General features: G+C 67.3%; 16 protein-coding genes. All 16 read left to right on the plus strand.

Annotated elements, in window-relative coordinates; translation table 11 throughout:
- Window positions 1–181 precede the first annotated feature (181 nt).
- The 16 genes from prfA (at window position 182) to murA (ending at window position 14,680) form a co-directional block, all read left to right on the plus strand.
- Window positions 182–1,261, plus strand: a complete 1,080-nt coding sequence (gene prfA / locus QC180_RS24565) for a peptide chain release factor 1 (RefSeq protein WP_278265164.1) — start codon at window positions 182–184, stop codon at window positions 1,259–1,261.
- 39 nt (window positions 1,262–1,300) lie between these two features.
- Window positions 1,301–2,197 (plus strand): peptide chain release factor N(5)-glutamine methyltransferase, encoded by an 897-nt coding sequence (gene prmC, locus QC180_RS24570; protein WP_474646524.1) that lies wholly within the window; start codon window positions 1,301–1,303, stop codon window positions 2,195–2,197.
- Window positions 2,198–2,398: 201 nt separating this feature from the next.
- Window positions 2,399–3,061, plus strand: coding sequence for an L-threonylcarbamoyladenylate synthase (locus QC180_RS24575; RefSeq protein WP_278265165.1), 663 nt, complete (start codon window positions 2,399–2,401; stop codon window positions 3,059–3,061).
- Window positions 3,062–3,074: 13 nt separating this feature from the next.
- The gene (locus QC180_RS24580; RefSeq protein WP_278265166.1) at window positions 3,075–4,205 is read left to right on the plus strand and encodes an MraY family glycosyltransferase; all 1,131 of its coding nucleotides are present in this window, start codon (window positions 3,075–3,077) and stop codon (window positions 4,203–4,205) included.
- A gap of 28 nt (window positions 4,206–4,233) precedes the next feature.
- Complete coding sequence (locus QC180_RS24585) at window positions 4,234–4,692, plus strand: Cg1360 family ATP-synthase-associated protein (protein ID WP_474646525.1); 459 nt, start codon at window positions 4,234–4,236, stop codon at window positions 4,690–4,692.
- Between the two features lie 286 nt (window positions 4,693–4,978).
- Window positions 4,979–5,833, plus strand: coding sequence for a F0F1 ATP synthase subunit A (gene atpB, locus QC180_RS24590; protein WP_474646526.1), 855 nt, complete (start codon window positions 4,979–4,981; stop codon window positions 5,831–5,833).
- Window positions 5,834–5,911: 78 nt separating this feature from the next.
- Window positions 5,912–6,160: an ATP synthase F0 subunit C gene (locus QC180_RS24595; protein WP_278265169.1), complete on the plus strand. Its 249-nt coding sequence runs from the start codon at window positions 5,912–5,914 to the stop codon at window positions 6,158–6,160.
- Window positions 6,161–6,165: 5 nt separating this feature from the next.
- The gene (locus QC180_RS24600; RefSeq protein ID WP_278265170.1) at window positions 6,166–6,723 is read left to right on the plus strand and encodes a F0F1 ATP synthase subunit B; all 558 of its coding nucleotides are present in this window, start codon (window positions 6,166–6,168) and stop codon (window positions 6,721–6,723) included.
- A gap of 19 nt (window positions 6,724–6,742) precedes the next feature.
- A complete protein-coding gene (locus QC180_RS24605) occupies window positions 6,743–7,555 on the plus strand; it encodes a F0F1 ATP synthase subunit delta (RefSeq protein ID WP_278265171.1) in 813 nt (270 codons plus the stop codon).
- A gap of 56 nt (window positions 7,556–7,611) precedes the next feature.
- On the plus strand, window positions 7,612–9,252 hold the full coding sequence (atpA, locus tag QC180_RS24610) for a F0F1 ATP synthase subunit alpha (RefSeq protein WP_278265172.1): 1,641 nt from the start codon (window positions 7,612–7,614) through the stop codon (window positions 9,250–9,252).
- A gap of 61 nt (window positions 9,253–9,313) precedes the next feature.
- Window positions 9,314–10,285, plus strand: a complete 972-nt coding sequence (locus QC180_RS24615) for a F0F1 ATP synthase subunit gamma (protein WP_278265173.1) — start codon at window positions 9,314–9,316, stop codon at window positions 10,283–10,285.
- 24 nt (window positions 10,286–10,309) lie between these two features.
- Complete coding sequence (atpD, locus tag QC180_RS24620; protein WP_278265174.1) at window positions 10,310–11,758, plus strand: F0F1 ATP synthase subunit beta; 1,449 nt, start codon at window positions 10,310–10,312, stop codon at window positions 11,756–11,758.
- Window positions 11,759–11,764: 6 nt separating this feature from the next.
- The gene (locus QC180_RS24625; protein WP_278265175.1) at window positions 11,765–12,142 is read left to right on the plus strand and encodes a F0F1 ATP synthase subunit epsilon; all 378 of its coding nucleotides are present in this window, start codon (window positions 11,765–11,767) and stop codon (window positions 12,140–12,142) included.
- Window positions 12,143–12,317: 175 nt separating this feature from the next.
- Window positions 12,318–12,746, plus strand: coding sequence for a DUF2550 domain-containing protein (locus QC180_RS24630; protein WP_278265176.1), 429 nt, complete (start codon window positions 12,318–12,320; stop codon window positions 12,744–12,746).
- Window positions 12,743–13,321, plus strand: coding sequence for a cob(I)yrinic acid a,c-diamide adenosyltransferase (locus QC180_RS24635; RefSeq protein WP_278265177.1), 579 nt, complete (start codon window positions 12,743–12,745; stop codon window positions 13,319–13,321). Before QC180_RS24630 ends, QC180_RS24635 begins: the two co-directional genes overlap by 4 nt.
- 78 nt (window positions 13,322–13,399) lie before the next feature.
- A complete protein-coding gene (gene murA, locus QC180_RS24640; protein ID WP_278265178.1) occupies window positions 13,400–14,680 on the plus strand; it encodes a UDP-N-acetylglucosamine 1-carboxyvinyltransferase in 1,281 nt (426 codons plus the stop codon).
- Window positions 14,681–14,982: the final 302 nt, after the last annotated feature.

Genomic DNA, 14,982 nt, shown 5'->3' on the forward strand with positions numbered 1-14,982 from the left:
GGGCGTTGCTTATTGGCGGCGCGGGCGCCGCGTGGTTCTCGGCCCCTTGGGCCTCGATTCTTCCCTCCTCCGTTCAGTCGCTTCGCTCCTTCTCTCCGTCAGTCCAGAATCGAGGCGGCCGAGAACGGGCCTACGGCCCTGGAAAGACTCCTCGGCCATTACCTAGTAGGAGTTCACCGCAATGGCCGATCAGACGGCTCCCTCCGCCATCGACGACATCCTCGCCGAGTATCAGGGCCTGGAGACGCAGCTGGCGGATCCGGCGTTGCACAACGACGCCGGTGCGGCCAGGCGTGTCGGCAAGCGTTTCGCCGAGTTGGCCCCGGTGATGAGCACCTACCGCAAGCTCGAGACGGTGCGTGACGATCTCGAGGCTGCCCGCGAGCTGGCCGCCGACGATTCCGCCTTCGCCGCCGAGGTGCCCGGGCTGGAAGCCCAGCTGGTGGAGCTGGAACAGACGCTGGCCGACCTGCTGGCCCCGCGCGACCCGCACGACGGCGACGACGTGGTCCTGGAAGTGAAGTCCGGCGAGGGCGGCGAGGAATCGGCGCTGTTCGCCGCCGACCTGGCGCGGATGTACATCCGCTACGCCGAGCGGCACGGGTGGAAGGTCGAGACGCTCGACGTCACGTACTCCGACCTGGGCGGCTACAAGGACGCGACGCTGTCGATCAAGAGCCGCGACGCCGCGCGCGACGGCGTGTGGTCGCGCTTCAAGTTCGAGGGCGGCGTGCACCGGGTACAGCGCGTGCCGGTGACCGAGTCGCAGGGCCGCATCCACACCTCGGCGGCGGGCGTGCTCATCTACCCCGAGCCCGACGAGGTCGAGCAGGTGCAGATCGACGAGACCGACCTGCGCATCGACGTCTACCGGTCCTCCGGCAAGGGTGGCCAGGGCGTCAACACCACCGACTCCGCGGTCCGCATCACCCACCTGCCCTCGGGCATCGTGGTGACCTGCCAGAACGAGCGCTCCCAGCTGCAGAACAAGGCCCGCGCCATGCAGGTGCTCGCGGCGCGGTTGCAGGCGCTGGCCGAGGAGCAGGCCGAGCAGGAGGCCGCCGCCGGGCGCGCGAGCCAGATCCGCACGGTCGACCGCTCCGAACGCATCCGCACCTACAACTTCCCGGAGAACCGGATCGCCGATCATCGCATCGGCTTCAAGGCCCACAATCTCGACGCCGTGCTCGACGGGGACATGGACGCGTTGCTCGACGCGCTCGGCAAGGCCGACCGCGACGCGCGCATGGCCGCCGAGTAACGGCCGGGAGCGCCGACGAGACCGAGGAGAGTGTCGAGCATGCCGGATGACGCGATGACCGAACGTCCGCGCCTGCGTCCCCTGATCGTCGCGGCCGCGCAACGGCTGGCGGCGGCGGGGGTGGGCTCACCCCTGCCCGACGCGGAGACCCTCGCCGCGCACGTCCTGGGCACCGACCGGATGCGCCTGGCGATGGTGCCGATGATCGAACCGGCCGAGGCCGAGCGCTTCGAACAGCTCGTCGCCCAGCGCGCCGCGCGAATCCCGTTGCAGCACTTGACCGGAACCGCGGCGATGGGGGAGATCGAGCTCGCCGTCGGCCCCGGTGTCTTCGTGCCGCGCCCGGAGACCGAGCTGCTGTTCGCCTGGGCACTGGCCCAGCTCGAGACGCTGCCGCACGATCACGCGCCGATCGTGGTCGACCTGTGCACCGGCACCGGCGCCCTGGCGCTGGCCCTGGCACACGCCCGCCCCGACGCGGCCGTGCACGCCGTCGAACTCGATCCCGAGGCCCTGACCTGGGCCCGGCGCAATGCCGACGCGCGCATCGCCGACGGCGACACCCCCATCACCCTGCACTCCGGTGACGTCACCGACCCGGACCTGCTCGCCGACCTGTCCGGCCGCGTCGACCTGGTGGTCTCCAACCCGCCCTACATCCCCGACGCCGCCGTCCTCGAGCCCGAGGTCGCCGACCACGACCCGCACCGCGCCCTCTTCGGCGGGCCCGACGGTCTCGACGTCATCCGCGCGATGATCCCCGCCATCGCCCGGCTGTTGCGTCCCGGCGGCGCCACCGGCATCGAACACGACGACTCCCACGGCTCCGGTGTCGCGGCGCTGCTGCGCGAGCACGGCTTCACCGCCGTCACCGAACATCCCGACCTCGCGGGCAAGCCCCGCTTCGTCGTGGCCACCGCGCCCGGCAAACTCTGAGCGTCGACCGAATCGCGTGGTCATCCGGTCGAGGGGTCCGCGCGGATATCGCGAGCGCCGTTCGAGCCAACCGGTCTCGGAAGAACACGGGTAACTCGGCGGGTACGCCCAAAAGTCCCCGGCTCGAGGACCTCGGATCCGGAGGCTAAACTCTCCCGCGCACCCAACGACCGGAAAAAATTCCCGGAGAGGCGGAACACCATGAGCGTCTTCGACTGTGCGGATGCGGGGTCTCGGACTGCGGGGATCGCGGCCGCGACCAGCTCGCTCAAGTCCGGACGGCTCGTCGTGATGCCGACCGACACCGTGTACGGCCTGGCCGCCGACGCGTTCGACTCCTCGGCCGTCGCCGACCTGCTCGCCGCCAAGCGCCGCGGCCGCGATATGCCCGTCCCGGTGCTGGTGGGCTCGTGGAACACCATCGACGGCCTGGTCTTCTCGGTGCGCCCGCAGGCGCGTGAGCTGATCCGCGCCTTCTGGCCCGGCGCGCTGAGCCTGGTCGTGCAGGCCGCTCCGTCGCTGGCCTGGGACCTGGGTGACACCCGTGGCACGGTGATGCTGCGCATGCCGCTGCACCCGGTGGCGCTGGAGTTGTTGCGCGAGGTCGGCCCGCTGGCGGTGTCGAGCGCCAACGTCTCGGGGCAGCCGCCCGCCACCACCGTCGAACAGGCCCGCGAGCAACTCGGGTCGCTGGCCGGTGTGTACCTCGACGGCGGCCCGGCCACCCACGCGGTGCCCTCCACCATCGTCGACCTCACCGCCGACCAGCCGCGCGTGCTGCGCGAGGGCGCGGTGCCGCTGGCCGACATCGCCGATGTGCTCGGGATGATGCCCGAGGCGTTGACCAACTCCCCGCAACGGTGATCGCACGCATCCGATGAGTACGGTCGTTCCCCTGCGCGAGCTGCTGCTCGTGCTGCTCGTCTCGGCCACCGTCACCTTCCTGGCGACCGGTGGTGTCCGGTTGCTCGCGATCGGCTTCGGCGCCGTCGCGGTGCCGAGGGAACGCGACGTGCACGTCAAGCCGATCCCACGCATGGGCGGCGCGGGCATGTACGTCGGCGTGGTGGCCGCGGTGCTGTTCGCGCACCAGTTGCCCGCGCTGCGTCGCGGCTTCGACTACGCCCCCGACATCCCGGCCGTGCTGGTCGCGGCGACGATCATCGTGCTGGTCGGCATCGTCGACGACCGCTGGGGCCTGGACGCGCTCACCAAATTCGTCGGCCAGGTCACCGCGGCGGGTGTGATGGCCGTGATGGGCCTGAGCTGGTACGTCATCTACGACCCGTTCAACGACACCACCGTGGTCCTCGACGCGCTGCAGGGCGGTCTGGTGACCGTCGGAATCACCGTCACCCTGGTGAACGCGATGAATTTCGTGGACGGTCTCGACGGCCTGGCCGCCGGGCTCGGTTTGATCTGCGCGGTCGCGGTTTTCGCGTTCTCCATCGGTTTGCTCTACGACCAGGGCGGCTCGGTGGACACCTATCCGCCCGCGTTGCTGGCCGCCGCGTTGGCCGGTGCCTGCCTCGGATTTCTTCCCCATAATTTCTCACCGGCCCGGATATTCATGGGCGACACCGGTTCGATGATGATCGGTTTGATGCTGGCCGCCGTTTCCACCGGCGCCTCCGGGCGAATTCCGCTGCAGGGCTACGGCCCGCGCGACATTGTGGGTTTGCTCTCGCCGCTGTTGCTGGTGGGCGCGGTGATGTTCATTCCGGTGCTCGATCTTCTGCTCGCGATCGTGCGCCGGGTGCGCGCCGGAGTGAGTTTCTCCACACCGGACAAAATGCATCTTCATCACCGATTGCTGCAGATCGGACATTCTCAGCGGCGCGTGGTTCTGCTCATCTATTTGTGGGTCGGCGTGCTGGCCTTCGGCGCGGTGGGCACCTCGCTGATGGACCGGCGGCTGGTGGTGTTGCTGGTGGCGGGTGGATTGGTGTTCGCGCTGGTAGTGACCGCGATCCCATCGATGCGCCGGGTGGAGTCGGCCAACCGGTGACCCGCGGCCGCAAGGTAAAGTGCGGGCCGTGAGCTTTACACCGGAAACCGTGCCCGGCCCCGACGCCCCGCTGCGCGCCGCGCTGCGCTACGGCCTGATCGGCCTGGGCGTCCTCGTGGTCGCCTCGGTGGTGATCGCCACCCTCGCCGCCGGGACGCCCGGCCTGTGGGGCGCCCTGCTCGGCTCGGCCATCGGCGGTGGGTTCATCCTCACCACCGTGGTCGCCGTGCTGCTCGGCGCCAAGCTGCCGCCGAGCACGGCGGGCCTGGTCATGCTGGTCAGCTGGGTGGGAAAGCTGCTGGTGGCGCTGGTCGTGGTCGGTGTGCTCAACCAGTTCGACTTCTACAGCAGGCCCGCGCTGTTCTTCACCGTGGTGGGAGCCCTGCTGGTGGTGCTGGGCGCGGAGACGTATGGCGTTGTGAGCGTGAAGGTTCCGTATGTCACGACACGCGCGGGGGACGGCGAAACGGCTTCCGAGCAGGAATAATCCCACCCAGCTACACAACGTCGTAGATAGCTTGGTAAAGTGTTGGTAAGCAAGCACCCAAGCTGGAGGCGCTGCCCGGGAGGACTCAGGGCATTGCCTCGGGTTGCCAGGGGGGATCGCCCAGATCCTGCCCGGTGCCGCTATGCTTACTGCCGATCCGGGTGGAATGTGCCCGGTTGAAGCATGTCGACGATGTCGCCGACGCCCGAACAGCAGCGATATGGGTTACACCGTATGAGCAGCTGTCGAATTTCGAGCCGACCAGAGTCGACCCCATTGATCGTCAATGTCCGATCGAACCGCGGGAATGACCGTCGTACCCGCGGCCCGAACACGGGAGAGAACGCTGAGCGTCATCACTTTGGCGGCGGGCGAGTTCCACGCGCCATCGCTGTCCGACTTCTTCCCTCCAGCAGTGCTGTTCGAGGGTACGCCGTTCGAACTCGATCGCCTGATGCTGATCCGGCTGCTGATGACCGCCGTTGTGGTGCTCGTCTTCGTGCTGGCTTTCCGCTCGCCGAAGATCGTGCCGCGCGGCCTGCAGAACCTGATGGAAACCGCGGTGGTTTTCGTCAAGGAGCAGATCTGCGACGAGGTACTCGGCAAGGAAACCGGTAAGAAGTTCCTCCCGCTGATCGCGACGATCTTCTTCACGGTGCTGTTCCTGAACTTCTCCAGTGTGGTGCCGTTCCTGAACATCTCCTCGAACGCGCGAGTCGGCATGCCGCTGGTGCTCGCGGTGATCGCCTACGTCGCGTTCAACTTCGTCGGTATCCGGAAGTACGGCTTCTTCAAGTACCTGCGCTCGAGCATCGTCGTGCCGAACGTGCCGCCCGCCCTGCACGTGCTGCTGATCCCGATCGAGTTCGTCTCGACCTTCATCCTGCGCCCCTTCACGCTCACCGTGCGACTCATGGCGAACATGCTCGCGGGCCACATCATGCTGGTGCTGTTCTTCAGCGCCACCTGGTACTTCCTCTTCGATGCGACCGCGTGGATGAAGGTCTTCTCGCCCTTCTCGCTGCTCGCGGGCATCGGCTTCACGCTGTTCGAACTGTTGGTCATCTTCCTGCAGGCGTACGTGTTCGCCCTGCTGACCGCGGTGTACATCAGCCTCGCTCAGCACGCTGCCGACCACTGACCTGTTTCCACACCAGTACTGCCAAACCTGCTACACACGCCGACCGGCGGGTGAGCAACAGAAAGGGAAAGAAGACTCATGAGCCTCGCTTACCTGGCCCAGGAAGCCGCGAACACCGAGAGCACCTTCAAGGGCTTCGGCGCCATCGGCTACGGTCTCGCCGCGATCGGCCCCGGCATCGGCGTGGGTATCGTCGTCGGTAAGGCCATCGAGGGCTTCTCGCGTCAGCCCGAGCTGGCCGGCCAGATCCGTACCAACATGTTCCTCGGTATCGCGTTCACCGAGGCCCTGGCGCTGATCGGCCTCGTCGCCGGCTTCATCTTCTGATTCCGATGCGCGAACTCATCACGCTCGCTGCCGAAGGGGGAGAGGATGTGAATCCTCTCATCCCCGAAACGTACGACATCGTCTGGTCGATCGTCTGCGTCGCCGTCATCGGTCTGCTGTTCTGGAAGTACGTGATCCCACGTGTGACCAAGACCCTCGACGAGCGTGCCGACAAGATCGAAGGCGGTATCGCCAGGGCCGAAGCAGCCCAGGAAGAAGCACAGCAGACGCTGCAGCAGTACCAGCAGCAGCTGGCCGACGCCCGGCTCGAGGCCGCGAAGATCCGCGAGGATGCTCGCACCCAGGGTCAGCAGATCCTCGCGCAGATGCGCACGGATGCCCAGGCCGAGAGCGACCGTATCGTCGCCGCCGGTCACTCCCAGCTGGAAGCCCAGCGCCAGCAGATCCTGACAGAGCTGCGTTCCGAGGTCGGCCGTACGGCCGTCGACCTGGCCGAGAAGATCATCGGTCAGTCGGTCTCGGACGAGGCCAAGCAGGCGGCGTCGATCGACAAGTTCCTCAGCGAACTCGACGACACCGACGCCATCGGGGTCGGAAGGTAACGACGCGAAAGTGAGAAGCATGTACGCAGCGAGCCGCGAGGCCAGCTCCCGGTCCCGGGAGGCGCTTCGGGCCGCTCTGACCGGAAGCGAAACTGTTGCGGCCACGACGGGGTCGGAACTGTTCGCCGTTGTCGCCGTGCTGGACGACCAGCGTTCGCTGCGTGTGGCGCTCGCGGACGTGTCGGTGCCGGGTTCGGCGCGCGCTGAACTCAGTGAGCGGATCTTCGGCGGCAAGGTCAGCGCTGCCACGCAGGCAGTGCTGACCACCGCGGTGGCCCAGAACTGGTCGCGCACCCGCGATCTGGTCGACACCCTGGTGCTGCTCGGGCAGGAGGCTCTGCTGGAGTCGGCCGCCGACGCGGGCAGGCTGGACGCGGTGGAGGACGAGCTGTTCCGGCTCGGTCGCATCATCGCCGACAACCCGCAGCTGGAGCAGGCACTGTCCGATCAGAGCAAGCCCGCCACGGCGCGGCGCGAGCTGATCGAGCGGCTGCTGACCGGCAAGGCCGAGCCGATCACCCTGACGCTGGCCGAGCAGGCGGTGACCCGACTGCGGACCAACAACATCGGCGTCGCCTTCGGCGCCCTGTCCGATCTGGCGGCGGCCCGTCGTGACCAGATCGTCGCCCACGCGCACGCCGCGGTCGAGCTCACCGATCAGCAGAAGGGCAAGCTCGCCGCTTCCCTGCAGCGGATCTACGGCAAGGCGGTCACCGTGCACGTGCAGGTCGACCCGACGCTGCTGAGCGGCGTCGTCGTGCGCGTCGGAGACGACGTCATCGACGGCAGCGCCACCGGCCGACTGGAGAAGCTGCGCCGGGCCCTGTCCTGACCAGCAGCTCTACTCCAACCCCCGACATTCGAGACCACAGCGAGAGCAGGAACAACATGGCGGAGCTGACGATCTCCTCCGACGAGATCCGTAGCGCGATCGAGAGCTACACCCAGAGCTACACCCCGGAAACCTCCATCGAAGAAGTCGGCACCGTGACCGACACCGGTGACGGCATCGCGCACGTCAGCGGTCTGCCTTCGGCGATGGCCAACGAGCTGCTCGAGTTCCCGGGCGGCGTCCTGGGCGTCGCGCTGAACCTCGAGGACACCGAGATCGGTGCCGTCATCCTCGGCGAGTACGCCTCGCTGGAAGAGGGCCAGCAGGTCCGTCGCACCGGCGACGTGCTGTCGGTTCCCGTCGGCGACAAGTTCCTCGGTCGCGTCGTCAACCCGCTCGGCCAGCCGATCGACGGCCTGGGCGAGATCGAGGCCGATGACCGCCGCGTGCTCGAGCTGCAGGCCGCGACCGTGCTGGAGCGTCAGCCGGTCGAGGAGCCGCTGGCCACCGGTATCACCGCGATCGACGCGCTGACCGCCATCGGCCGCGGCCAGCGTCAGCTGATCATCGGCGACCGTAAGACCGGCAAGACCGCCGTCGCCGTCGACGCGATCCTGAACCAGAAGGCGAACTGGGAGTCGGGCGACCCCAGCAAGCAGGTTCGCTGCATCTACGTCGCGATCGGCCAGAAGGGCTCCACCATCGCGGGCGTCAAGACCGCGCTCGAGGAGCACGGCGCGATGGAGTACACCACGATTGTGGCGGCCCCCGCGTCGGATTCCGCCGGTTTCAAGTGGCTGGCCCCCTACACCGGTTCGGCCATCGGCCAGCACTGGATGTACCAGGGCAAGCACGTCCTGATCGTGTTCGACGACCTGACCAAGCAGGCCGAGGCCTACCGCGCCATCTCGCTGCTGCTGCGTCGTCCGCCGGGCCGCGAGGCGTACCCCGGTGACGTCTTCTACCTGCACTCCCGTCTGCTGGAGCGTTGCGCGAAGCTGTCCGACGAGATGGGCGCTGGCTCGATGACCGGTCTGCCGATCATCGAGACCAAGGCCAACGACGTCTCGGCGTTCATCCCGACCAACGTCATCTCCATCACCGACGGCCAGGTCTTCCTCGAGTCCGACCTGTTCAACAAGGGTGTCCGCCCGGCGATCAACGTCGGTACCTCGGTCTCCCGTGTCGGTGGCGCCGCCCAGACCAAGGCCATGAAGAAGGTCGCCGGTTCGCTGCGTCTGGAAATGGCCCAGTACCGCGAGCTGGAGGCGTTCTCCGCCTTCGCCTCCGACCTGGACGCCGCGTCGCTGGCCCAGCTCGAGCGCGGTGCCCGCTGGGTGGAGCTGCTCAAGCAGAACCAGTACTCCCCGGTCGCCGTCGAGGATCAGGTCGTCTCGATCTACCTGGTCGACGCCGGTTACTACGACTCCGTGCCGGTCGGCGACGTGCGTCGCTTCACCGCCGAGCTGCTCGAGTACCTGCACAGCTCGACCCAGTCGTCCTTCGACGCCCTCGAGGGTGGCCGCAAGCCGCTCGACGGCGAGGCCGCCGACGCGATCAAGTCCGAGACCGACAAGTTCAAGCAGGGCTTCCTGGCTTCCGACGGCAGCCGCGTCGTGAACGAGGCCGCCGCTGGCGACCTGGAGCACGAAGAGGTCGAGTCGCTGTCGGTCACCCGCAAGCACGTCGAGAAGTAAGCCGGGCAGAACTGATGTCGGCAATTTCCGATCTGGCGAATGAAGGGAGTGTGAACCGCTAGTGGCAAGTTTGCGCGAATTGCGCTCCCGTATTCGTGGTGTGAATTCGATCAAGAAGATCACCAAGGCTCAGGAACTGATCGCGACCTCGCGAATTTCCAAGGCCCAGGCCAGGGTCGCCGCGGCCAAGCCGTACGCCGAGGAGATCACCAAGGTCCTCGGTGAGCTGGCGAGCGCGTCGAAGAACCTGGCGCACCCGCTGCTCAACGAGCGTCCGAACCCGAAGCGGGCCGCCGTGCTGGTCATTACCAGTGACAGCGGTATGTGCGGTGGTTACAACTCCAACGTGCTCAAGCGCGCCGAGGAGCTCATGACCACCCTGCGTGGCGACGGCAAGGAGCCGGTGCTGTACGTGATGGGCAACAAGGGCCTCACGTACTACAAGTTCCGCAACCGGCCGTTCCAGGCCTCGTGGACCGGCTTCTCGCAGCAGCCGAAGTACACCGACGCCTCGGCGGCGTGCGGCCACCTGGTCGAGGCCTTCATGGCCGGGTCCGACGGCGAGGTCGCCTCGCTCGACGGCACCGGAACCATCGCGGGCGTCGACGAGCTGCACATCGTGTACACCAAGTTCGTCTCGATGCTGACCCAGAACCCGGAGGTGCGCCGCCTGGCGCCGATCCAGGTCAGCTTCGTCGACGAGAACTTCGCACTCGGTGACGACATGCTGTCGGACTCGCCGAACGCGGTGGTCACGGCGCAGTACGAATTCGAGCCGGACGCCGATGTGCTGCTGGGCGCTCTGCTGCCCAAGTACATCAACACGCGTATCTACTCATCGTTGCTCGAGGCAGCGGCATCCGAGTCCGCGGCTCGGCGCACCGCAATGAAGGCGGCCACCGACAACGCCAACGAGCTGGCCAGTGTGCTCCAGCGCGAGGCGAACTCGGTGCGTCAGGCCCAGATCACGCAGGAAATCAGCGAAATCGTCGGCGGCGTGAACGCGCTGGCGTCGAGCTCGGACCGCGACTAGAAGCGCAGGAAGAGAACCAATCTAATGACCGCAGCTGTCACTCAGGACACCGCGAGCAAGGCGGGCGCAACCGCCGGTCGCGTCGTCCGTGTCATCGGCCCCGTCGTGGACGTCGAGTTCCCGCGTGGCGCCATCCCCGAGCTGTTCAACGCTCTGCACGCCGATATCAAGCTGGCGTCGGTGGCCAAGACGCTGACCCTCGAGGTCGCCCAGCACCTCGGCGACAACATCGTGCGCACCATCTCGATGCAGCCGACCGACGGCCTGGTCCGTGGCGCGAGCGTCACCGACTCGGGCAAGCCGATCTCGGTGCCCGTCGGCGACATCGTCAAGGGCCACGTGTTCAACGCCCTGGGCGACTGCCTCGACTCGCCCGGCCTCGGCCGCGACGGCGAGCAGTGGGGCATCCACCGCAAGCCCCCGAGCTTCGACCAGCTCGAGGGTAAGACCGAGATGCTCGAGACCGGCGTCAAGGTCATCGACCTGCTGACCCCGTACGTCAAGGGCGGCAAGATCGGTCTGTTCGGTGGTGCCGGTGTCGGCAAGACCGTGCTGATCCAGGAGATGATCACCCGTATCGCTCGCGAGTTCTCCGGCACCTCGGTGTTCGCGGGCGTCGGTGAGCGTACCCGTGAGGGCACCGACCTCCACCTGGAAATGGAAGAGATGGGCGTCCTCCAGGACACCGCCCTCGTCTTCGGCCAGATGGACGAGCCGCCGGGCACGCGTATGCGCGTGGCCCTGTCCGCGCTGACCATGGCGGAGTACTTCCGCGATGTGCAGCACCAGGACGTGCTGCTGTTCATCGACAACATCTTCCGTTTCACCCAGGCCGGTTCCGAGGTCTCGACCCTGCTGGGTCGTATGCCCTCGGCCGTGGGTTACCAGCCGACGCTGGCGGACGAGATGGGTGAGCTCCAGGAGCGCATCACCTCGACCCGTGGTCGCTCGATCACCTCGCTGCAGGCGATCTACGTCCCCGCCGACGACTACACCGACCCGGCCCCGGCGACCACCTTCGCCCACCTGGACGCGACGACCGAGCTCTCCCGCCCGATCTCGCAGAAGGGCATCTACCCGGCCGTCGACCCGCTGACCTCGACCTCGCGCATCCTCGAGGCCTCGATCGTCGGCGAGCGTCACTTCCGCGTGGCCAACGAGGTGAAGCGGATCCTGCAGAAGTACAAGGAACTGCAGGACATCATCGCCATCCTCGGTATGGACGAGCTCTCCGAAGAGGACAAGGTCCTCGTCGGTCGCGCCCGTCGTCTGGAGAAGTTCCTCGGCCAGAACTTCATCGTGGCCGAGAAGTTCACCGGTCAGCCGGGCTCGGTCGTGCCGCTGGAGCAGACCATCGACGACTTCGATCGCGTCTGCAAGGGCGAGTTCGACCACTTCCCGGAGCAGGCGTTCAACTCCTGCGGTGGTCTCGACGACGTCGAGGCGGCCGCCAAGAAGATCGCCGGAAAGTAGTCATCCATGGCGGAAATGACAGTTGATCTGGTCGCAGTCGAACGCAAGCTCTGGTCCGGCCAGGCCAAGTTCGTCAGCGCGCAGACCACCGAGGGTCAGATCGGCATCATGGCGGGCCATGAGCCGCTGCTCGGTCAGCTCGTCGAGGGTGGCACGGTCAAGATCGTGTCGACCGACGGTGAGACGATCGTCGCCGCGGTGCACGGCGGCTTCTTCTCGGTGACCGCCGACACCGTGCGGGTGCTGGCCGAGTCCGCGGATCTCGCGGGCGAGGTCGACATCGAGGAGGCCCGCCGGGTCCTCTCCGACGACAGCGCCACCGAGGTGGAGCTGCGCGTCGCGCAGGGCCAGGTGCGCGCGGTGGAGGCCACCGCGTCCGCCTGATCGCACACGCACTGCCCACTGCCGGTGGCGAACTTCGGTTCGCCACCGGCAGTGCTGTATCCGCCGGGATCCGCGAACCCGGCGAAGGCAGCCGTTTCCGGCGTGATTGAATGTCGGATGGGGGTGTCTTCCGGCACCGGGTAGAGCGAAAGGGCGTACGGCATTGCAAACCGGGATGGTTCTGCTGATCATTCTGGTGCTGACGCTCGTGTTCGTCGCCGGTGCTTCCACCTATCGGCTGGTCATGCTGCGCCGTGGGGGGACGGCCGCGCTGCTGCGGGTATTGCCCGCGCGCGGGGGCCAGGGCTGGCGACACGGCCTCATCCGCTACGAGGAGGACCGACTGGTCTTCTTCAAGCTGACGAGTCTGAAGTTCGGACCCGACAGCACCGTGCACCGGCAGGGGCTCGAGATCGTCGAACGCCGCGCACCGCGAGGCGATGAATTCGACATCATGACCGAGGACCTGGTCGTCGTAGCCGTCACCGACCCGCACAACAGTTTCGAGCTCGCGCTCGACCGCGGATCGATGGCGGCTTTTCTGTCCTGGATGGAGTCTCGTCCCTCGGACCGGGCCCGCCGTACCCGAGGAGGCCCGGCGTGAGCGTCCACCTGACCAAGATCTACACCCGCACCGGCGACGACGGCACCACCGGTCTCAGCGATTTCTCCCGGGTTCCCAAGAACGACCCACGCCTGATCGCCTACGCCGATTGCGACGAGGCCAATGCCGCGCTCGGCGTCGCGGTGGCGCTGGGCGCGCCGGAACCGGCCGTGCTCGCGGTACTGCGCCAGATCCAGAACGACCTGTTCGACGCGGGCGCCGACCTGTCCACCCCGGTCGTCGCCGAACCGAAGTATCCGCCGCTGCGGATCACCCAGCCCTATATCGACCGCCTCGAGGCGTGGTGCGACGAGTTCAATGATGGTCTGGCACCGCTGAATTCGTTCATCCTGCCGGGCGGCACCCCGTTGGCCGCGCTGTTGCACACCGCGCGCACTGTGGTGCGACGCGCCGAGCGCGCGGCCTGGGCCGCCGTCGAGGCGCATCCCGACGACACCAGCGTGCTCCCGGCCAAGTACCTCAATCGGCTCTCGGACCTGCTGTTCATCCTCAGCCGGGCAACCAATCCCGAGGGCGATGTGCTCTGGCAGCCCGGCGGCGGACGCGAGCGCTGACCGCGATTCGCCACCGTCGGTATCGGTCGGTTTGGCGTCGGGGGCGTGTCGGCACCCAACGGTCGATAAGCTGGCGGGGTGAGCGAACGGTTTCTGGTCTCCGGCGGTAATCAGCTCGTCGGCGAGGTCGCGGTCGGCGGCGCGAAGAACAGTGTGCTGAAGCTGATGGCCGCCGCTTTGCTGGCCGAGGGTACGACCACCATCACCAACTGCCCGGACATCCTCGATGTCCCGCTGATGGCCGATGTGCTGCGTGGTCTCGGCTGCGATGTCACAATCTCCGACGACGAGAGCGGCGACCGCTCGGTCTGCACGATCGTCACCCCGCCCGAACCCAAGTACCACGCCGACTTCCCGGCGGTCACCCAGTTCCGCGCCTCGGTGTGTGTGCTCGGTCCGCTGATGGCGCGCTGTAAGCGCGCGGTCGTCGCGCTGCCCGGCGGCGACGCCATCGGCTCGCGCCCGCTGGACATGCACCAGCAGGGTCTGCGCCTGCTCGGCGCGACCAGCGAGATCGAGCACGGCTGTGTCGTGGCCAAGGCCGACGAGTTGCAGGGCGCGCGCATCCGGCTGGACTTCCCGTCCGTCGGCGCGACCGAGAACATCCTGATGGCCGCGGTGCTGGCCGAGGGGGAGACGGTCATCGACAACGCCGCGCGCGAGCCCGACATCGTCGACCTGTGCCAGATGCTGGTGCAGATGGGAGCCCGGATCGAGGGCGCCGGTTCCTCGGTGCTCACGGTGCAGGGCGTCAAGAGCCTCTCGCCCACCACGCACCGGGTGATCGGCGACCGCATCGTCGCCGCGACCTGGGGGATCGCGGCCGCGATGACCACCGGCGACGTGCGCGTCACCGGGGTGAACCCCAAACACCTGGCCCTGGTGCTGGACAAGCTGCGTGCCGCGGGCGCGCGGATCTCCTACGAGCCCAACGGTTTCCGTGTCGTGCAGCCCGAGCGCCCGCGCGCGGTGAACTTCGCGACCCTGCCGTTCCCCGGTTTCCCGACCGACCTGCAGCCCATGGCGATCGGCCTGGCCGCCATCGCCGACGGCACCTCGATGATCACCGAGAACGTCTTCGAGGCGCGGTTCCGCTTCGTCGAGGAGATGATCCGGCTCGGCGCCGACGCCCGCACCGACGGCCACCACGCCGTGGTCCGCGGCATCCCGCGCCTGTCCAGCGCCCCGGTCTGGTCCTCCGACATCCGCGCTGGCGCCGGTCTGGTGCTGGCCGGACTCGTCGCCGACGGTGTCACCGAGGTGCACGACGTCTTCCACATCGACCGCGGCTACCCCAACTTCGTCGAGCAGATGCAGGCGCTGGGCGGCCGGGTCGAACGCGTCGGTGCGCCGAAATAGCCTCCTGACCAGGCGATTTGACTTCCCGTTTGTCGCCACGTAACTTTATTCGAGTCAGAGCGACACGGACTCCCACGGAGTCACGCTGAGCGCCTGATTGATCATCTAGCCAGACTCACTCCTTCCGAACTTGCTTCGGTTGGGTTGTCTGCGTTAGGTTGGAACAGTTGCCCTGCGGAAGCCCCTACGAAACGTTGCGGGTCGAAGCTTGTGCGTGTGTTCTTTGAGAACTCAATAGTGTGTCGATGAATGTCAGTGCCAATTATTATATTGGTTCCGCTTCTCATACCCCCCGGTTGAGG

The sequence above is a fragment of the Nocardia anocheti genome (genome assembly GCF_029675105.1).
In the GTDB taxonomy this organism is placed as follows: domain Bacteria; phylum Actinomycetota; class Actinomycetes; order Mycobacteriales; family Mycobacteriaceae; genus Nocardia.